Origin of the sequence: Microlunatus speluncae, from assembly GCF_009299835.1 — a bacterium.
Classification (GTDB): domain Bacteria; phylum Actinomycetota; class Actinomycetes; order Propionibacteriales; family Propionibacteriaceae; genus Microlunatus; species Microlunatus speluncae.
Map to the genome: position 1 here is coordinate 194,105 of NZ_VKCZ01000014.1, position 19,839 is coordinate 213,943.

The 19,839-nt window shown below is 69.7% G+C and carries 13 protein-coding genes; 10 read left to right on the forward strand and 3 right to left on the reverse strand.

Annotated elements, in window-relative coordinates:
- Positions 1–92 precede the first annotated feature (92 nt).
- The 6 genes from trpB (at position 93) to FNH24_RS17750 (ending at position 5,502) form a co-directional block, all read left to right on the forward strand.
- A complete protein-coding gene (gene trpB, locus FNH24_RS17725; protein ID WP_152363547.1) occupies positions 93–1,346 on the forward strand; it encodes a tryptophan synthase subunit beta in 1,254 nt (417 codons plus the stop codon).
- Positions 1,346–2,254, forward strand: coding sequence for a tryptophan synthase subunit alpha (gene trpA / locus FNH24_RS17730; RefSeq protein ID WP_152363548.1), 909 nt, complete (start codon positions 1,346–1,348; stop codon positions 2,252–2,254). The genes trpB and trpA overlap by 1 nt, the downstream gene beginning before the upstream one ends.
- Positions 2,255–2,301: 47 nt before the next feature.
- On the forward strand, positions 2,302–2,793 hold the full coding sequence (locus FNH24_RS17735) for a MauE/DoxX family redox-associated membrane protein (protein WP_152363549.1): 492 nt from the start codon (positions 2,302–2,304) through the stop codon (positions 2,791–2,793).
- Positions 2,794–2,803: 10 nt separating this feature from the next.
- Positions 2,804–3,520 (forward strand): DsbA family protein, encoded by a 717-nt coding sequence (locus tag FNH24_RS17740; RefSeq protein WP_152363550.1) that lies wholly within the window; start codon positions 2,804–2,806, stop codon positions 3,518–3,520.
- Entirely contained in the window at positions 3,517–4,497 is a 981-nt protein-coding gene (gene lgt, locus FNH24_RS17745; protein ID WP_152363551.1) for a prolipoprotein diacylglyceryl transferase, read from the forward strand. The genes FNH24_RS17740 and lgt overlap by 4 nt, the downstream gene beginning before the upstream one ends.
- Positions 4,498–4,848: 351 nt before the next feature.
- Complete coding sequence (locus FNH24_RS17750) at positions 4,849–5,502, forward strand: LysE family translocator (RefSeq protein WP_217428289.1); 654 nt, start codon at positions 4,849–4,851, stop codon at positions 5,500–5,502.
- A 14-nt stretch (positions 5,503–5,516) separates the two neighbouring features.
- Here the strand turns inward: FNH24_RS17750 and FNH24_RS17755 are convergent, their stop codons facing one another.
- From FNH24_RS17755 to FNH24_RS17770, 3 genes are all read right to left on the reverse strand, one after another.
- Entirely contained in the window at positions 5,517–6,326 is an 810-nt protein-coding gene (locus FNH24_RS17755; protein WP_152363552.1) for an MBL fold metallo-hydrolase, read from the reverse strand.
- A 73-nt stretch (positions 6,327–6,399) separates the two neighbouring features.
- Positions 6,400–7,545: a VOC family protein gene (locus tag FNH24_RS17760; RefSeq protein WP_152363553.1), complete on the reverse strand. Its 1,146-nt coding sequence runs from the start codon at positions 7,543–7,545 to the stop codon at positions 6,400–6,402.
- 607 nt (positions 7,546–8,152) lie between these two features.
- On the reverse strand, positions 8,153–8,680 hold the full coding sequence (locus FNH24_RS17770) for a SigE family RNA polymerase sigma factor (protein ID WP_152363554.1): 528 nt from the start codon (positions 8,678–8,680) through the stop codon (positions 8,153–8,155).
- A 154-nt stretch (positions 8,681–8,834) separates the two neighbouring features.
- Between FNH24_RS17770 and FNH24_RS17775 the strand changes: the two genes are divergently transcribed.
- The 4 genes from FNH24_RS17775 to FNH24_RS17790 all read left to right on the forward strand — a co-directional run bounded on the left by FNH24_RS17775 (position 8,835) and on the right by FNH24_RS17790 (position 19,401).
- Positions 8,835–9,668, forward strand: a complete 834-nt coding sequence (locus FNH24_RS17775; protein ID WP_152363555.1) for a M23 family metallopeptidase — start codon at positions 8,835–8,837, stop codon at positions 9,666–9,668.
- Positions 9,669–10,045: 377 nt separating this feature from the next.
- Positions 10,046–14,599, forward strand: a complete 4,554-nt coding sequence (gltB, locus tag FNH24_RS17780; protein ID WP_152363556.1) for a glutamate synthase large subunit — start codon at positions 10,046–10,048, stop codon at positions 14,597–14,599.
- Entirely contained in the window at positions 14,592–16,052 is a 1,461-nt protein-coding gene (locus tag FNH24_RS17785) for a glutamate synthase subunit beta (protein ID WP_152363557.1), read from the forward strand. The genes gltB and FNH24_RS17785 overlap by 8 nt, the downstream gene beginning before the upstream one ends.
- A gap of 1,849 nt (positions 16,053–17,901) precedes the next feature.
- On the forward strand, positions 17,902–19,401 hold the full coding sequence (locus FNH24_RS17790) for a DUF222 domain-containing protein (protein ID WP_152363558.1): 1,500 nt from the start codon (positions 17,902–17,904) through the stop codon (positions 19,399–19,401).
- Positions 19,402–19,839: the final 438 nt, after the last annotated feature.

Sequence of the window (19,839 nt, forward strand, 5' to 3'; positions counted from 1 at the left end):
TGCACGACCCGGGACACGAACGGGCAACAATTCGATCGTTGAAGCATTTCCGGCACGGTGCCAACCTGCCGCATCCACGAAAGTGATCTTCTGTGCCTAGCTCACCCACTCAGCAGAGTGATCGCCGCCTGCCCGACGAGCAGGGTCACTTCGACGCCTTCGGCGGACGCTACGTCCCGGAGGCGTTGTACGCCGCGCTGGAGCAGCTGAACCGCGAGTTCGCCGCCGCGCAGGCCGACCCGGCCTTCGTCGCCGAACTGGCCGGCCTGCTCGCCGACTACACCGGCCGGCCGAGCCCGGTCACCGAGGTGCCGCGGTTCGCCGCCCACGCCGGCGAGGCCCGGATCGTGCTGAAGCGCGAGGACCTGAACCACACCGGCTCGCACAAGATCAACAACGTGCTCGGCCAGGCGCTGCTGACCCGGCGGATGGGCAAGACCCGGGTGATCGCCGAGACCGGCGCCGGTCAGCACGGCGTCGCCACCGCCACGGCTGCGGCGCTGTTCGGCCTCGACTGCACCGTCTACATGGGCGAGGTCGACACCGAGCGGCAGGCCCTCAACGTGGCCCGGATGCAGCTGCTCGGCGCGACGGTCGTCCCGGTGAAGTCGGGCACCCGGACGCTCAAGGACGCGATGAACGACGCGATGCGCGACTGGGTCGCCTCGGTCGACACCACCCATTACCTGATCGGCTCGGTCGCCGGTCCGCATCCGTTCCCGATGATCGTCCGCGAGTTCCAGCGGGTGATCAGCACCGAGGCCCGGGCTCAGCTGCTCGATCGCTATGGCCGACTGCCGGACGCGGTCGCGGCCTGCGTCGGCGGCGGCTCGAACGCGCTCGGCATCTTCGCCGACTTCATCGGTGACGCCGAGGTCGCCCTGTGCGGGTTCGAGGCCGGCGGCGACGGCGTGGAGACCGGCAAGCACGCGGCGGCGATCACCGGCGGCGAGGTCGGCGTGCTGCACGGGATGCGGACGTACGTGCTGCAGGACGAGGACGGGCAGACCAAGGACTCGCACTCGATCTCGGCCGGGCTGGACTATCCCGGCGTCGGGCCGGAGCATTCCTGGCTGGCCAGCACCGGTCGGGCCAGCTACGAGGCGGTCACCGACGCCGAGGCGATGGAGGCCTTCTCGCTGCTGACCAAGACCGAGGGGATCATGCCGGCGATCGAATCCGCGCACGCCCTGGCCGGTGCGCTCAAGCTGGGTCGGCGGCTGCGCCGCGAGGACGGCGAGCGGCCGCTGATCCTGGTCAGTCTGTCCGGCCGCGGCGACAAGGATGTGGCCACCGCGATCGACTACTTCGGTCTCGATGTGGACGCCAGCAAGGAGATCGGCTGATGGGGTACGAACTCGGCAACAGCGGGGCGGCGATCGCCTCCGTCCGGGCCGGTGCCGACGGAGCGGGGGATCGGGCCGCGCTGGTCGGCTATCTCCCGGTCGGCTTCCCGTCGGTGCCCGGCTCGCTGGCGGCGCTGCGGGCGCTGACCGGTGAGGGCGATTCGCCCGGCGTCGACCTGGTCGAGGTCGGCATGCCGTACTCGGATCCGGTGATCGACGGCGTCACCGTGCAGCGGGCCGGAACGGCGGCGCTGGAGCGCGGCTTCCGGGTCCGGGACGTGTTCGCCGGGGTCGAGGCGGTCACCGCCACCGGCACCCCGGCCGTCGTGATGACGTACTGGAATCTGGTCGACCGCTACGGCGTCGACGCCTTCGCCCGCGACCTGGCCGCGGCCGGCGGGGCCGGGCTGATCACGCCCGACCTGACCCCGGACGAGGGCGCGGAGTGGATCGCCGCGGCCGACGCGCACGGGCTGGACAAGGTCTTCCTGGTGTCACCGTCGTCCACCGACGAGCGGCTGACCCGCACCGTCCAGAGCTGCCGCGGCTGGGTGTATGCGACCGCCGTGATGGGCGTCACCGGCGCCCGGGCCACCACCTCCGCGGCCGCTCCGGAGCTGGTCCGCCGGGTCCGCGCGGCCGTGCCGGACGCGATCGTCGGCGTCGGGCTCGGCGTCTCCAACGGCGCCCAGGCGGCGGAGATCGGGGCCTATGCCGACGCGGTCGTCGTCGGTTCGGCGTTGGTGTCGCGGATGATCGAGGCCGACGAAGCCGGCCGGCCCGAGGACCTGTCCGGGCTGCGTGCGCTGGTCGCCGACCTCGCCGCGGGTGTCCGGGATCACAGCGGCGGTCACAAGTCGGACACGGCCGGAACCATTGCGGGAGCAGCCGGGTTAGTCCCACAGTGAGTCTCCAGCATCCTGCCGAACCTCCGTATCCGGCGAGTCCGTCGCCGGTGGCGGCGTGGATCTCCACGTTGGCCCGGTGGCTGCTCGGTGGGGTGCTGATCGCCTCCGGCGCGATCAAGGTGGTCGACCTGATCGATTCGGCCGCGGCCGTGCGGGCCTATCAGTTGCTGCCCGATCCGCTCGCCGTGCTGGTCGGCACGGTCACCCCCTTCTTCGCCCTGTTGCTCGGCCTGGTGCTGCTCGCCGGCGGTTTCACCCGGGTCGCGGCGATCATCTCGGCGGCGCTGATGGTCATCTTCCTGATCGTCATCGCCTCCGCCGCGGCCCGCGGGCTGAACATCGACTGCGGCTGCTTCGGCGGCGGCGGTGAGGTCGCGTCGGGCCAGGCCCGCTACGGCTTCGAGGCGTTGGGCGCGACCGGTCTGTTGGCCCTCGCCGGCTGGCTGATCGCCCGGCCACGGAGCCGGTTCAGCTTCGACCGGGGCCCGGGCGACGAGGAGTTGGCGCGGGACGACGAGCGGGAAGCGAGCCTGATTTGAGGTCACGGCGATGAACCGGTCCGGCCGCGACGGGTCTGAGGAGCAGCGGCAGCAGCAACAACGCCGCCGGGACCGCCGGATCCTGATCATCGCGGCGGCAGTGGTGCTGTTGCTGGTGGTCGGCGGCGGCGTCGGCTATCAGGTCTGGCAGGTCAACCGGGCGCCGGGAGCGGTGCCGGAACGGGCCGAGGCGCTCGCGCCGCAGCCGGTCGCCGCCGGCAAACCCGTCCGGATCGGGACGCCCGATGCGCCGCGGACCCTGACCGCCTACGTCGACTTCCACTGCCCGGGCTGCGCCGGCTTCGAGGACGACTACGGCCCGGCGCTCTTCGACGCGGCGGCCCGCGGCGCGGTGGCGATCGACGTCTATCCGATGTCGTTCCACGACGCCGGCTCGACCGCGGCGGCCAACGCCTTCGGCTGCGCGACCGAGGCGGGCTTCGGCCGGGCCTACTACCGGGGCCTGTTCGCCAACCGGGACCTCGACTGGAGCGACAGCCAGCTGACCGCGCTCGCCGCGGCGGTGACGAACGAGGTGCCGCCGACCTTCGCCGGCTGCGTCGGATCCCGGGCCGAGGCGGGCTGGGTCGACTCGATCAACGCGGCCGCGGAGGCGGCCGGCGTACAGCAGACGCCGACGGTCTTCCTGGACGGCGACCCGGTTGACCTGACCGGCACCACACCTGACATGCTCATCGCCATGATCGAGAAGGCGCCGGCGCGATGATCGACCTGACGCTGCTCAGCATCCCGAGCCCGCCGTGGTCCAGCTGGAACATCTTCGGCTTCCAACTCCGGGCGTACGCGGTCTGCATCATCATCGGCATCGTCGTCGGCTACCTGATCGCCAACCGGCGCTGGCAGGCCCGCGGCGGCAAGCCCGACTCGATGGAGCTCGTCGTCGCGGTCGCGGTGCCGTTCGGCATCATCGGGGCCCGGCTCTATCACGTGATCACCGACTACCAGCTGTACTTCGGCCCCGGCCGGAACCCGCTGGACGCGCTGAAGATCTGGCAGGGCGGCCTCGGCATCTGGGGCGCGGTCGCGCTCGGCGCGCTCGGTGCCTGGCTGGTCGCCCGGAAGCGCAAGATCAAGTTCCTCGCGTTGGCCGACGCCGCGGCGCCGGGCATCATCGTCGCGCAGGCGATCGGCCGGCTCGGCAACTGGTTCAACCAGGAACTGTTCGGCGAGCCGACGACCCTGCCCTGGGGCCTGGCGATCGAGCCGCAGTTCCGGCCGGAGGGCTACGAGCAGTTCGAGACCTTCCACCCGACCTTCCTCTACGAGATCCTGTGGTGTCTCGGCGCCTACGTGGTGTTGATCTTGGTCGACCGCCGGTTCAAGCTCGGCCACGGCAAGGTCTTCGCCCTCTACGTCGCGCTCTACACCGCCGGCCGGTTCTGGATCGAGGCGCTGCGGATCGACCCGGTCAACGAGGTCGGCGGCTTTCGCCTGAACAACTACACCTCCTTGATCGTCTTCGTCGCCGCGCTGATCTGCCTGGCCCTGCTCTTCAAGTTCCGCCCCGGCCGGGAAGCGATCGTCGAGGGCGACCCCGATGATCAACCCGACCCCGCCGACAGCGACGAGGCCGACAGCGACGAAGCCTCCAAGGCGGATGCCGACACCGACACCGACCCCGAACCGTCCGATGACCCCGACCCGAAGCCGGAGAAGCAACCCGAGCCCAGCACCAACGGCTAGCTCCGACGACTGGATGTTCGTTCCCTGAGCCTGTCGAAGGGTCAGGGCGGTTGATCCCGCCGTGCCTTGGGATGTGCCGCCGGCCGGGTGCCGATGGTTCTGCGGGGAAAGACGCATCAAGGACGGGCGGGCCGTGCGGAACGCGGCTGACGCTGCCGGTCGTCGGTCTGTGCGGCCGCGGCGTTACGTGAGTGGACGCTTTGGCCGCGAGTTCTTTCCTTGGAGTTGGTCGGAGGGTCCACTCGGCACGCGATCCGCCTCCGAGCCCGCGGGCCGGTGGTTGAAACCGGTTGCGCGCCGGGGCGGGCATGACGGACTCTCGGATCGGGCAAACCGGAGAGGCGGTACGGAATGGACATCGCAACCCTGATCGCGTTCCTCGGCGTCGCCGCCGTGGTGATCATGACGCCCGGGCCGGACACCGCGATCACGATCCGCAACACCCTGCTGGGCGGGCGGCGGGCCGGCACCGGCACGGCTCTCGGGGTCGCGGCCGGCCAAGGCGTCTGGACTCTGGCCGCGAGTGCGGGCCTCGCGGCGCTGTTGGTCGCCTCGGAGCCGGTCTTCCTTGCGGTGAAGTTGGCCGGGGCCGGCTATCTGATCGTGCTGGGTTTGCAGTCGCTGTATCGGGCCTGGCGGGCTCGGTCGGATGGTCCGGCGTCACCCGACGGCGAGCCGGGCGGGGCCGGAGCGCGACGGCGGTTGTCGGTCCGGGGCGGCTTCAGGCAGGGTCTGCTGAGCAATCTGGCCAACCCCAAGATGGCCGTGTTCTTCCTGGCGTTGCTGCCGCAGTTCGTGCCGGCCGGGGAGTCCACGCTCGGCTGGTCGGCGCTGCTGGGCCTGGGGTTCTGTGCGCTGACGTTCGGCTGGCTGACGCTCTACGCGGTGATCGTCGCGAAGGCCGGCAACCTGCTCCGGACGCCCCGGGTGCGGCGTCTCCTGGACGCCGTGCTGGGGACCGTCCTGGTCGGCCTGGGCGTCAGGCTCGCCGTGGAACGGAACTGATCCGGTCGCGCCGACTAGGTCAGGTGGTCGAAGTCGCCGCGGACCCAGCCGATGTGCCGGTCGGCGGAGCGGCGCAGGATCTCCTTGGCCCCGGAGTCGGTGCTGTTGCCGAAGTTGCCGATGATCTTGTCGAAGGAGAGTTCGCCCAGCTGGGCGGCGATCCGCTCCACCACGGCCCCGGACAGCGGGATCTTGTTCGGATAGCTGCGCAGGAAGCCGAGCGAGGTCCGGTCCGGATTGGGAAACACGGTGTCGCCGGCGAACAGGATGCCCTGCCCCTCGGCGCCCGCTTCCCAGAGCGCGACGCAGCTGCCGACGAAGTGGCCGCCGACCTGGTGCAGGGTCAGCCCGTCGGTCACGTCGCGGCGACCGGACCAGAGCTCGACCCGCGGCCCGGTCCGGCCGAGCCACTCCCGGTCGGCCTCACAGACCAGGACCGGGGCATCGAGGGCGTCGGCCCATTCCAGCTGCACCCCGTACATGTGCGGATGGCTGGCGGCGATCGCCAGCACCGGGCCGAGAGCCCGGATGCGTTCGACCGTGGCGTCGTCGAGGTAGCCCAGCGGATCCCAGAGCAACGAACCGGCCGGGGTGGTGATCAACTCCATGGTCTGGCCGATGCCGACCCCCGGATCGGCGGCGAGCGCCGCCAGGCCCGGCTCGCGGTCGGTCCAGCTGATCGTCCGGCCCTCGGCCCGGAGCTTCGCCAGGTCGGTCCAGTGCTGGCCGTCCGACGGCACCCACTGCCGCTCGTCGGCACAGATCGGGCAGACGTCCGGCAACGGCTCGTCGTACTCGACCGCACAGGTGGCGCAGATGACCATGATCACTCCTCGGATGTCGCGGGCGTTGATCGGACTGTAACGGCCGCCAGGGTGTCCGGGGCCGATTACGGGGTCAGCGGATAGCCGCGAACGCGGCATCGGCGCCGCCGCGCCAGACCAGACCGGCCTCGGCGAAGCCGGCCGACCGCAGCAGTTCGAGATGTCGATCATGGGTCGGCAGTCCGCGATCGTGCCAGGCTCCGGGAAAGATCACGTCCCGTTCGACCACCGCGTCGGCAAGCTCCGCGGAGTCCCGGGCCCGCTGCCACCAGTCGCCCCACGACTCCGCCGCGCCGTCGCGGACGGCCTTCTCACGCCGGTGTTCCGCCAGCTCGCCGAGCCGCCGGGTCAGCCCCGGCAGCCCGGAGTCGGGCAGGTGATCGGCGTTGCCGAAGAGCCCGCCGGGCCGGACCAGGCCGGTCAGCTCGCGATAGAGCTCGGCCAGCCGGTCCTCGGCCAGCCAGTGCAGGGCCGTCGCCGTCAGTACGGCATCGAACGGCCCGGCGGCCGCGTTCACCCAGCCGCGATCGCGCAGGTCGGCCCGGACCAGCTCGACCCGGTCGTCCCGGCCGACCGTGTGCGCGGCGATCCGGAGCAGCGCCGGGTCGGCGTCCAGCACGACGGTCGAAGCCCCCGGGAACCGGTCCAGCAGCCGTTGGCTGATCGAGCCGGTGCCGCCGGCCAGGTCGAGCACCCGCGGCGCCGTCCCGACCGCCGCCTCGACCGCGTCGAACAGAGCGCCGAAACGCTGCTCCCGGTCCGGCAGATAGACCTCCTGTTGCGCATCCCAGCTGCGCTGCCAGCCCCACCAGTCGGCCCCGTCTGCCCCGGCCTCAGACCAGGTCGTCGCACCGGCGCGAAACCGGGCCGGGCCGGTCTGCACCGGGACGACGCAGAACACCACTCCGTCCGGATCGGTCAGCACCGCGTACTCACCGTGATCGGTCCGGACCGACGCGCCGAGTCGGAGCAGGCGCGCCACCTCGGCCGGCACGTCGTCGGTCTCCAGGTCCAGGTGCAGCCGCGGGTCGCCCTGGCCGAGATGCTGGAACGCGAACTCGACCCCGTTCAGCCAGCCGAGGTCCGCGTACACCCCGTTGGTCGCGCCGTCGGACGAGCCGGGCGGTCCGCCGACCGCGGCCCGCCAGAAGGCGAGCGCCGAGGCCGAACGGGGCTGCGGATGATCGATCAGGATGACGCCGACCCGGCTGCGATGCATGGGCGGCAGGCTAATCCCTGCTTCCGGGTGCGATGAAACGATCACCGGCGACGCGAGGACTAGCGCGGCGTCGGGAGCCCAGGGCTTTCGGACGGTTCCCCGGGACCGGCGGACGGCTCCGCGGGACCTCGGGACGGTTCGGCCGGGCCTTCGGACGGCTCTGCGGGACCCTGGGACGGTTCCGCCGGACCCTCGGACGGTCCTGCCGGACTCTCGGACGGTTCACTGGGACCCGCGGAGGGAGTGCTCGGGCCTTCGGAGGGGAGCCCGGGCTCTTCGGAGGGCAAGCCGGGCCCCTCGGACGGAAGTCCAGGAGCCTCGGACGGCAGCCCGGGAGCCTTGGTCGGCTGTCCGGGGGTCGGTTGTCCGGCCGGCATCAGCGTCGGCGGCTGGCCGGGGCTGAACCCGATCCAGACGGCACCGGCCAGGACGGCGGCGGCCACGGCGGTCACACCGACGGTGACCTGGCGCCGATTCCGCAGCTGGGTCTGGACCCGGGTCAGGTCATCGGCCAGCGGGCCGAGCGGCGGTTCGTCGTGGAAGCAGGATTCGAAGTCGAACCTGCTCGGCTGCGATTCGTGGTCCAGCGATGACGAGGGGTTCATGATCAACGTCCTTTCGGTCCGACGGGCCGATAGCCCAGGTCCGGTTGTTCGAGGAGCAGGCTGTTCAGCCGCTCCAGAGCACGGGCGGTCTGGCTCTTCACGGTGCCGGGAGTGATCTTCAGATCCGCGGCGACCTCGGCCACCGAGCAGTCGCACCAGTGCCGCAACACGACGATCTGGCGCTGCCGGAGGGGCAACTCGCGCAGCGCCGCCATCAGCACCGAGCGATCCTCGACCCGATCACCCGCGGCCGGGACGGGGGACAGGTCGAGCAGTTCGTCTCCCGGCAGACTCACTCGACGGTTCGGCCGGCGTGACTCGTCGATGGCGGTCCGGCTGATCGTTCGGCGGACGTACGCATCGGCCTGGTCGGACCGGATCCGGCGCCAGGCCCGATAGAGCTTGACCAGAGCCAATTGGACGATGTCGTCGGCCTGACTCCAGTCGCCGCACATCAGATACGCGGTGCGCCGGAACTTACGCCGTCGTGGAGCGACGTACTCGGTGAACTCTGCATCCCGCCGGCTCATTGTCCTCCGCATCTCAGCCGTCAACTGCGTGCACCGTGCTATACGAGGCCGGGCCTCAGCCAGGTTGTCATGCCAGGAGTGTGGCGTACGTCACTTCGTTGGTTTATTCTCCAGGTGAGGCCCGGCGGGCAAATTCCTTACCCAGGGGGATGACATGCGGACTGTCCAGAAAGCGTTGATCGTCGGGCTCATCCTGGCGCTGGCCGTTGTCGGCGCGCTGACCCCGACCGGGGCCGCGCAGGCGGAGCAGGTCACGCCGGCGGCGGCGCCGAACTTCAAGGCACCGTTCCCGTGCGGGCAGAGCTGGACCTACAGCCATCACAGCCAAGAGGTACGGCTCGCGCTCGACTTCATCAAGAACGGCGGCGGCACCAATGGCCAGCCCAACCTGGCCTCCGCCGCCGGCTATGCGACCCGGCACTACCAGGCCGGCGGCGCGGGCAATTACGTGATCATCGACCACGGCGGCGGCTGGAAGACGTACTACTTCCATCTGGCCGCCTTCTCGGTCGGCAACGGGGTCAACGTCGTGCAGGGCCAGCAGATCGGCACCACCGGCGCGACCGGCAACGTGACCGGGCCGCACATCCATTACGAGCAGCTGTACAACGGTCAGGGCCAGACGATCCGGATCAACGGCACCTCGCTGGCACCGTATCCGGGCAGCTACGGGCAGAAGTCGATCACCAGCGACAACGGTTGCAGCGGTGGCGGCAAGCAGTGGGTGGACACGTTCGCCGACGCGCCCGGGCACAGCACTCCGGGTGGTGCGCAGACCGGCACCCTGCTCAAGGGCACCAACTACGTCTACTGCCGGCAGCTGGGCCCCAAGGTCCAGGTCGGTGACAGCTTCAACCACTGGTGGCTGAAGACGGATCTGGACCAGGGCAACCCGTGGCAGAACCAGTGGGTCTCCGCCTACTACCTGGCCCGCTGGGGCAATGACGTGGCCAAGGACAACAACGGCGTCGACATCGTCAACTGCTGAGGCCGGGGCCGAGACCACCATCGTCGCTGGTCCGAAGCCGCCTAGGGCACCCGCGATAGGATCGTTGGTGCCGTTCGCAGCACCCCGCGGGCGGGTGAGGGGCGTCACACCAGGGCGGCCCGGCGTGAAAGATGTGTAGCACCTCGGCCGGATCGGGCCGGGATTTTCGGGGGCGCGCCAATCTTTGCGCCAGGTGTTTGCAGGTCGTCGGTACCGCCGCGTCGCCCGTGCGACAAACCGGTTCCGCAATGCCTGTCGGGCTGAGTTAGCATCGCTCGGACCACTCCTGGCCAGCGCCGCCTCCGGGGTGCGCCGATGCCGCAACAGCAATCCCCGTGGCGATCCCGCCACCGGCCTCGACGACGGGAGTACCGACGATGAGCACAGTGCATTCCAGGCTGTCTCGGCCCGCCGAGGGTCTCTACGACCCGGCGTACGAGCACGACGCCTGCGGCGTGGCGTTCGTCGCGACCCTGTCCGGCGAACCGACCCACACCATCGTCGAGCAGGGCCTGGAGGCGCTGCGCAACCTCGACCACCGCGGCGCGACCGGCGCCGATCCCGGCACCGGTGACGGCGCCGGCATCCTGATCCAGGTCCCGGACGCGTTCCTGCGGGCCGAGGTCGGTTTCGACCTGCCCCGGCCGGGCGGCTACGCGGTCGGGCACGTGTTTCTGCCCGTCGACGACGAGGATGCGGCCAAGGCCCGGGCCCAGATCGAACTACTGGCGGAGGAGGAGAGCCTCACCGTCCTCGGCTGGCGGCCGGTGCCGACCGACCCGAGCTCGCTCAGCGACGTCTCCCGGGCCGCGATGCCGCGGTTCGAGCAGCTCTTCGTCGCCGCCCGGGCGACGCCGCTGATCGGAATGGCGCTGGAGCGGCTGGCGTACTGTCTGCGCCGCCGGGTGCAGAACGAGGTCGGGGTCTACCTGTCCTCGTTGTCCTGCCGGACCCTGGTCTACAAGGGGATGCTGACCACCGCGCAGTTGGAGCAGGTGTTTCCCGAACTGCACGACGAGCGGCTGGCCAGCGCCCTGGCGATCGTGCACTCGCGCTTCTCCACCAACACGTTCCCGGCCTGGGAGCTGGCGCACCCGTTCCGGATGATCGCGCACAACGGCGAGATCAACACGGTGATGGGCAACCGGAACTGGATGCGGGCCCGGGAGACGCTGCTGAAGAGCAACCTGCTGCCCGGTGACCTGGAGCGGCTGTTTCCGATCATCACGCCCGGCGAATCCGACTCGGCCTCGTTTGATCAAGTGGTGGAGCTGTTGCACCTGGGCGGCCGGTCGCTGCCGCACGCGGTGCTGATGATGATCCCGGAGGCGTGGGAGAACAACGCCGAGATGGCCCGGGCGCAGAAGGACTTCTACGCCTTCCACTCCTGCCTGATGGAGCCGTGGGACGGCCCGGCCTGCGTGGTCTTCACCGACGGCACCCAGATCGGCGCCGTGCTCGACCGCAACGGGCTGCGACCGGGGAGGTTCTGGGTCACCGACGACGGCCTGGTGGTGCTCGCGTCGGAGTCGGGCGTGCTCGACCTGCCGGCCGAGAAGGTGATCAAGAAGGGCCGGTTGCAGCCGGGCAAGATGTTCCTGGCCGACCTGGCCGAGCACCGGATCATCGACGACGACGAGGTGAAGGGCTCGCTGGCCGCCGCCGCGCCGTACGGCGAATGGCTGGTCGGCGGCCGGATCGGCCTGTCCGACCTGCCGGAGCGGGAGCACGTCCGGCACAGCCACGCCTCGGTCACCCGGCGGCAGCAGATCTTCGGCTACACCGAGGAGGAGCTGCGCCGGATCCTCGCCCCGATGGCCAACGCGGGGGCGGAGCCGATCGGCTCGATGGGCACCGACACCCCGGTCGCGGTGCTGAGCGAGCGGCCGCGGATGCTGTTCGACTACTTCTCCCAGCTGTTCGCGCAGGTGACCAACCCGCCGCTGGACGCGATCCGGGAAGAGCTGGTCACCTCGCTCTACAACACGATCGGGCCGGAGCACAATCTGCTCGAGCCCGGCCCGCGGTCCTGCCGCCGGGTGGTGCTGCCGTTCCCGGTGATCGACTCCGACGAGCTGAGCAAGATCAGGCACATCAACCGCGACGGCGACATGCCGGGCTACGCGACGCACGTGATCAGGGGTTTGTACGACGTGCACGGCACCTCCGGCGGGCCGGGCGGCGCGGAGGCGCTGGCGGCCAAGCTGGAGGACCTGTGCGCCGAGACCTCGGCCGCGATCGCCGACGGCGCCCGGATCATCGTGCTGTCCGACCGGCACTCCACCGCCGAGCTGGCACCGATCCCGACGCTGCTGCTGACCTCGGCGATCCACCACCACCTGGTCCGGGAGAAGACCCGGACCAAGGTCGGTCTGATCGTCGAGGCCGGCGACGTGCGCGAGGTGCACCACGTCGCGCTGTTGATCGGGTACGGCGCTGCCGCGGTGAACCCGTATCTGGCGATCGAGACGGTGGAGGACCTGGCCCGGCAGGGCGACTTTGTTGATCTTGAGCCCGAGGACGCCGTCAAGAACGTGATCAAGGCGCTCGGCAAGGGCGTACTCAAGGTGATGAGCAAGATGGGCGTCTCCACCGTCGCCTCCTACACCGGGGCGCAGATCTTCGAGGCGCTGGGCCTGGCGTCGGACCTGGTCGACCGCTACTTCACCGGCACCACCTCCAAGCTCGGCGGGATCGGACTGACCGAGCTGAGCGAAGAGGTCCGGCTGCGGCACCTCGGTGCCTATCCGGCGAACGGGATCCCGCTGGCTCACCGCCGGCTTGCGGTCGGCGGCGAGTACCAGTGGCGGCGGGAGGGTGAGCCGCACCTGTTCGACCCGGAGACCGTGTTCCGGCTGCAGCACTCCACCCGGGCCGGCCGCTACGACATCTTCAAGACCTACACCCGGGCCGTCGATGATCAGTCCGAGCGGCTGATGACGCTGCGCGGTTTGCTGCACTTCAAGGGTGACCGGCCGGCCATCCCGATCGAGGAGGTGGAGCCGGTCTCGGAGATCGTCAAGCGGTTCTCCACCGGGGCGATGTCGTACGGCTCCATCTCCAAGGAGGCGCACGAGACCCTGGCGATCGCGATGAACCGGCTGGGCGGCAAGTCCAACACCGGTGAGGGCGGCGAGGACACCGACCGGCTGCACGACCCGGTCCGGCGGAGCGCGATCAAGCAGGTCGCCTCGGGTCGGTTCGGCGTCACCTCGGATTACCTGACCAACGCCGACGACATCCAGATCAAGGTGGCCCAGGGCGCGAAGCCGGGGGAGGGTGGTCAACTGCCCGGGCCCAAGGTCTATCCCTGGGTGGCGAAGACCCGGCACTCGACGCCGGGCGTCGGTCTGATCTCGCCGCCGCCGCACCACGACATCTATTCGATCGAGGATCTGAAGCAGCTGATCCACGACTTGAAGTGCGCCAACCCGTCGGCGCGGGTGCACGTCAAGCTGGTGGCCGAGGTCGGCGTCGGTACGGTCGCGGCCGGGGTCAGCAAGGCCAAGGCCGATGTGGTGTTGATCTCCGGCCACGACGGCGGCACCGGCGCGGCGCCGCTGACCTCGCTCAAGCACGCCGGTGGTCCGTGGGAGCTCGGCCTGGCCGAGACCCAGCAGACGTTGTTGATCAACGGACTGCGGGACCGGATCGTGGTCCAGGTCGACGGTCAGTTGAAGACCGGCCGGGACGTGATCATCGGCGCCCTGCTCGGGGCCGAGGAGTTCGGCTTCGCCACCGCGCCGCTCGTGGTCAGCGGTTGCGTGCTGATGCGGGTCTGTCACCTGGACACCTGCCCGGTCGGCGTGGCGACCCAGAACCAGACGCTGCGGCAGCGGTTCACCGGCAAGCCCGAGTTCGTGATCAACTTCTTCGAATACATCGCCGAGGAGGTCCGGGAACACCTGGCTTCGTTGGGATTCCGGACGCTGGACGAGGCGATCGGTCACGTCGAGCTGCTGGACGCGACCAAGGCTGTAGATCACTGGAAGGCGCACGGGCTGGACCTGAGCCCGATCCTGCACCTGCCGGAGCTGCCCGAGGGGGCGGCCCGGCACCAGGTGATCACCCAGGACCACGGCCTGGAGTCGTCGCTGGACACCGAGTTGATCAAGATCTGCCGGCCGGCGCTGGACAACGGCTCGCCGGTCCGGGCCCAGATCGACGTACGCAACATCCACCGCACCGTCGGCACCCGGCTCGGCCACGAGGTGACCAAGGCGACCGACGGCGTCGGCCTGCCGGACGGCACCATCGACATCACCCTGACCGGCAGCGGCGGACAGAGCTTCGGCGCCTTCCTGCCGGCCGGCATCACGCTCCGGCTGGAGGGCGACAGCAACGACTATCTGGGCAAGGGCCTGTCCGGCGGCCGGATCGTCGTCCGCCCGGCCCGGGAGGCCGTGCTCACCGCGGAGGAAAACATCATCGCCGGCAACGTGATCGCCTACGGCGCCACGTCCGGTGAGCTGTTCCTGCGCGGCGTCGTCGGCGAACGGTTCTGCGTCCGCAACTCCGGCGCCACGGCCGTGGTCGAGGGCGTCGGTGATCATGCCCTGGAGTACATGACCGGCGGCATCGTCGCGGTGCTCGGCCCGACCGGCCGCAACGTCGCCGCGGGCATGTCCGGCGGCATCGGCTACTTCCTCGACCTCGACCTGAGCCGGCTGAACGCCGAACTGGTCGACGCCGGGCTGCCGACCGAGGCCGACCTCGAGGTGCTTCGGGCCCTGATCGCGAAGCACGCCGAGAACACCGGCTCCGCCGTGGCCGAAGCGCTGCTGGCCGACTGGACCGCGGCGGCCCCGCGGTTCACCAAGGTGCTGCCGCGCGACTTCGCCCGGGTGGTCGCCGCCCGGGAACAGGCGGAACGAGACGGCCTCGACGACGCGACCACCACGACCCGGATGATGGAGGCCGCTCATGGCTGATCCACGAGGATTCCTCAAGCATCCCCGCCGGGTGGCCGAGCGCCGCCCGGTCACCGAGCGGGTGAAGGACTGGAACGAGGTCTATCCGGGCACGCCCGGCCGGGCCCTGCTGCCGATCATCAGTGATCAGGCCGGCCGCTGCATGGACTGCGGTATCCCGTTCTGCCACACCGGCTGCCCGCTCGGCAATCTCATCCCCGAATGGAACGACCTGGTCTGGCGCGACGACTGGGCCGAGGCCCTGGAACGGCTGCACGCGACCAACAACTTCCCGGAGTTCACCGGCCGGGTCTGCCCGGCGCCGTGCGAGGACGCCTGCGTGGTGGCGATCGCCGACGAACCGGTGACGATCAAGAACGTCGAGGTCGCGATCATCGACAAGGCGTGGGACGAGCGCCGGGTCGAGCCGCAGCCACCCGAATGGCACACCGGCAGCACCGTCGCGGTGATCGGCTCCGGCCCGGCGGGCCTGGCCGCCGCCCAACAGCTGACCCGGGCCGGCCACACCGTCGCCGTCTTCGAGCGGGACGACAAGCCGGGCGGCCTGCTCCGCTACGGGATCCCCGAGTTCAAGATGGAGAAGAAGGTCGTCGATCGCCGGATCCGGCAGATGCGCGACGAGGGCACCAACTTCCGCTGCAACGTCAAGGTCGGCATCGACGTCACCGGCCACCAGCTGCGGCAGCGCTACGACGCGGTGGTCGTCGCCACCGGCGCGACCGTGCCGCGCAAGCTCGAAGCGGTCAACCCGGAGCTCGGCGGCGTGCACTACGCCATGGACTACCTGACCCAGGGCAACCGCGCCTCGCTCGGCGAGGACGTGCCGGACCAGATCACCGCCGCCGGCAAGAACGTGATCATCATCGGCGGCGGCGACACCGGCGCCGACTGCCTTGGCACCGCCATCCGGCAGGGCGCAAAATCGATCTTGCAGCTGGAGCACAACATCACCCCGCCGGACCAGCGGGAAGCCCACGAGCCGTGGCCGACCTACCCGCGGATCTTCCGGTCCTCGGCCGCCAACGAAGAGGGTGGTGAGCGGATCTTCAAGGCCGCGACCACGGAGCTGGTCGGCGACGACGACGGCACCGTGCGGGCCCTGCGGATCGTCGAGGTGGTCCGGCAAAATCGGGTGAACACCCCTGTCGAGGGAACCGACCGGGAGTTCCCGGCCGACCTCGTCCTGCTCGCCATGGGCTACACCGGTCCGGAGCCCGACCTGCTGGATCAGCTGGGCGTCTCGACCGACCGCGGGCTGGCCGTACGGGCCGAGAACTACTCGACCGATGCCGACGGAGTCTTCGTCTGTGGTGACGCCGGCCGCGGGCAATCCTTGGTCGTCTGGGCCATCGCCGAGGGTCGGGCCTGCGCCGCGACCGTGGACGAGTATCTGTCCGGATCCACCAAGCTGCCTCGACCGATTCCGTCCACAGCGCGGCAGATGGCCGTCTGAGTCCACGGTCGATCTGACTTGGTCGTGGGCCCGCGTTGAGGTCTGGGGGTCTGTGCGCGGGCAACCATCCGCCCGCGGGTGATCAAGGTGCCGCTCCCGCGGTATGGCGTCCGCGTGCTCCCGCCAGGCCCGCCCACTGATCATGGTGGACTGGTCATGCGCTTCTCGATGGGAGGTTTGGGTGTTCGTTCCCTGAGCCGATCGAAGGGCAAGTCGGCTGGTGCCCCTTCGGCTTCGGCCTGACGGCCGGAAAACGCGCCGAGGAGCGGGCGGGTCGCGGCGGCCCGTGGACTCTTACGGCCGGGCGCCGGTTTGGACGTCAGCCGGCGCTGGTTGGGCCTTGACTGTTTCCCGGCTCAACCGGCGGGTGGATTCACGCGGTTGTTGCAACACCGGTTGATGCTGTCGGGTTTGACATAGCTGGCTGTGTGCTTCGGCGGGGGTGCGCCAGTCGAGGGTTTGCGGGGTCCTCACGTCGGCATCGGCCTGCGCGGTCGAGGCTCGGTGCGGCAGCTTGTGCCGATCACTCGGACCGCGATCATGCTTCACCCGCCGCAACTCACGACTGATCGTCGACGGATCCCGGCCCGACTTCCACGCGATCGCCCGCTCCCGAGCCCCGGCGATCTCCTCTCTGCTCGGCCTGATGGTCGGAAAGAACGCGCTAAGGAGCGGACGGGTTGGCGCGGTCGGTGAGGATGGCGGCCGGGCTCGGTTGGGGCGGGTCGATGGTGGCGGCTGGGTGGTGGTCTGGCCGGGTCGGTCTTCGGGGTGTCCGGAATCGACCCGACGTGACGGGATCCGGGGGTTGTCGGCGGGTTTCGGGTGACGTTGGGTCGATTTCGGACATCGGATTACCGGTCAGGCGGGGATCTCGCAGAGTTGATCGGTGGGTCCGGCCTCTGGAAGCGAACAGCCTGGCACCCGATCCAAGATCAGGTGGATCGAGGCTGAGCTTGTCGAAGGGCCGGCCAGTTCCGTCCGGCGCTGAGAACCTTGATCGATCCGGCTTGCCCTTTCGACAGCCTCAGGACGGCGCTTCGACAGGCTCAGGGAGCGGATGATCTTCCCTCCACCGATCCTTGCGCAGTTGATCACCATGGCGGCAAGGGGGATCTCTGATCTCGGTCTCGGGTGTTCCTACCTGACCTCGTCGAGGGGGACGTTGGCTGGCTCAGGGAGCGGATGATCTTTCGCTGACCTCCGTTTCCTCGTGCTGTAGGGCCTATCGATCGGGAGGTTTGGGTGTTCGTTCCCTGAGCTTGTCGAAGGGCAGGCCGGCTGGTGCGCCTCCGGTTTCGGCCTGACGGCCGGAAAGAACGCGTCAAGGAGCGGGCGGGTTGGCGCGGTCGGTGAGGATGGCGGCCGGGCACGGTTGGGCGTGGGTCGATGGTGGCGGCTGGGTTGGGGTGGTGTGGTCGGGGCGGCGGTCTTGGTGGGGTGTCCGGAATCGACCCGACGTGACGGGATCCGGGGCGTTGTCGGCGGGTTTCGGGTGACGTTGGGTCGATTTCGGACATCGGATTACCGGTCAGGCGGGGATCTCGCAGAGTTGATTGGTGGGTCCGGCCTCTGGGAGCGAACAGCCTGGCGCCCGATCCAAGCTCAGGTGGATCCAGGCTGAGCTTGTCGAAGGGCCGGCCAGAGCAGATCGGCGCTGCGGACTGACCGGCCGGAGCCAGGGCAGTCGTCCAGCCCGAGCCAGCCGATCACCGTGCCGCAGGGCCGTCGATGTTGACGGATCTGGTTTGTCCTTCGACGGGCTCGCGGGCGGGTGATCTTTGGGTTGGTGTCCTGGATTTTCCTTGTTTTGCTGCGTTTGTGGGCGGCGACAGCTATAATAGAACACATGTTCGAGTCGTTGGAGTTGCGGGTTGCCGGGTACGGCACCGACGACATCCTCAAAGCTGCCAAGGCCGCGGTGCGGGCGCGGCTGGAAGCGGAGAACGAACTGATCGCCTGGACCGCGGCCTGGGCGGACGCGAACTCCGCGGACTCGATCCATCCCGACGAGCTGCGATTGCGGGGCGGGCCGCGAGGGATCCGGCCTGGCGGGGACGGGACGCCGGAGGTCAACGATCTGGCCCTGGTCGAGCTGGCGGTGGCGATGCGGAAGGGTGAGTTCGCCGGGACCCGGTTCGTCGGTGAGGTGCTCGATGTCAGGTTTCGGTTGCCTCTGTTGTGGGAGAAGGTGATGGGGTGTGAGGTGGAGGGCTGGCAGGCCCGCACGATCGCCCGGATGACCCACCACCTCACCCTCGAGCAGGCCCTCCAGGTGGATGCGGACCTGGCCGGGTTCGCCGGGTTGGTCGGGTTCTCGAAGCTGCGGGATCGGGCGGAGGCGGCGATCGCGCGGGTCGATGCGGAGCGGGTGGAGCGGGTCGCGGCGGAACGGAAGTCCGAGTTGGGGGTGTGGTTGTCGCAGACCTCCGATGAAGGGTTGAAGTCGCTGTTTGCCCGTCTCGAACCGGCCGCGGCGATCCGGTTGTATGCCCGGATCCAGGAGCTTGCCGACGCGCTTCCCGCCGATGACCGCACGCCGGACGAACGCCGCGCCGAAGCGCTCGCGTTGTTGGGTAATGAGTTGGAGGCGACCCGGATCCTGGCCGAGGCGCGGCAGCCTGATCTGTTCGCCGAGGAGTTCGCCGCCGCGGTCCAACCGGTCGCGGGCGAGGACCCCGACGAGCCGGTCGAGGAGTCCGAGCTACACCAGTCGTTGCGGGATCAGCCGGCCATGATCACCGATACGGGACTGGTCGTGTTCAGGGCGGCGGTCGAGCGGATCGTGGCCGGGCTGGATCCGTCCCTGCTGTTGCCGACCTCGACCCTGGTCGTGCACGTCGCGGCGGAATCGTTGGAGACCGGGTCCGGGATCTGTCGGGTGCCGGGGATCGGGCCGACCACGATGGGTGTGGTGAAGGACTGGCTCGGTCATGATCGGGTGAACGTCGTTCCGGTGGTTGATCTGAATGATCCGCCGGCACCGGTCGATGCCTACGAGATCCCCGACCGGCACAGACGCTATCTGCGGTTCGCCCGGCCGGGGAGCAGTTTCCCGTGGTCGACCGCGACCGGGAACCTGGAGCTTGATCACACCGTGCCCTATCGGTCGATGGGCGAGGGTGGGCCGCCGGGCCAGACCGGCATCGACGCTCTGGCCCCGCTGGCGAGACGGGAGCATCGGGCGGTGACCCACGGTGGGTGGCGGCGGCGACAACCCGAGCCGGGCACGATGATCTTCCGATCACCGCACGGCGACACCCAGCTCACCAACCACTCCGGCACCTTCGACCTCGGTCGCGGGATGTTCGCCCGCGCCGTCTGGGACGCGAGCACTCCAACGCGCTGAAGCGCGCGGGATAGGTCAGTCGGGCCAGTTGATCTTGGGTGTGGCTGAGGTCTGTTCCGGGGTCTTGGTCGCTGCCGCGGGCTTTCGCTCGCGCGTGATGTCTGGGCCGCTTCTACGGTTCCGCCCTGCTGATCCGCGTGGGATAGGTCAGTCGGGCCAGTTGATCTTGGGTGTGGCTGAGGTCTGTTCCGGGGTCTTGGTCGCTGCCGCGGGCATTCGCTCGCGCGTGATGGCTGGGCCGCTTCTACGGTTCCGCCCTGCTGATCCGCCGTGGGATAGGTCAGTCGGACCTGTTGATCTTGGGTGTGGCTGAGGTCTGTTCCGGGGTATTGGTCGCTGCCGCGCTTTCGCTCGCGCGTGATGGCTGGGCCGCTTCTACGGTTCCGCCCTGCTGATCCACGCGGGATAGGTCAGCGGGACCAGTTGATCTTGCGCGTG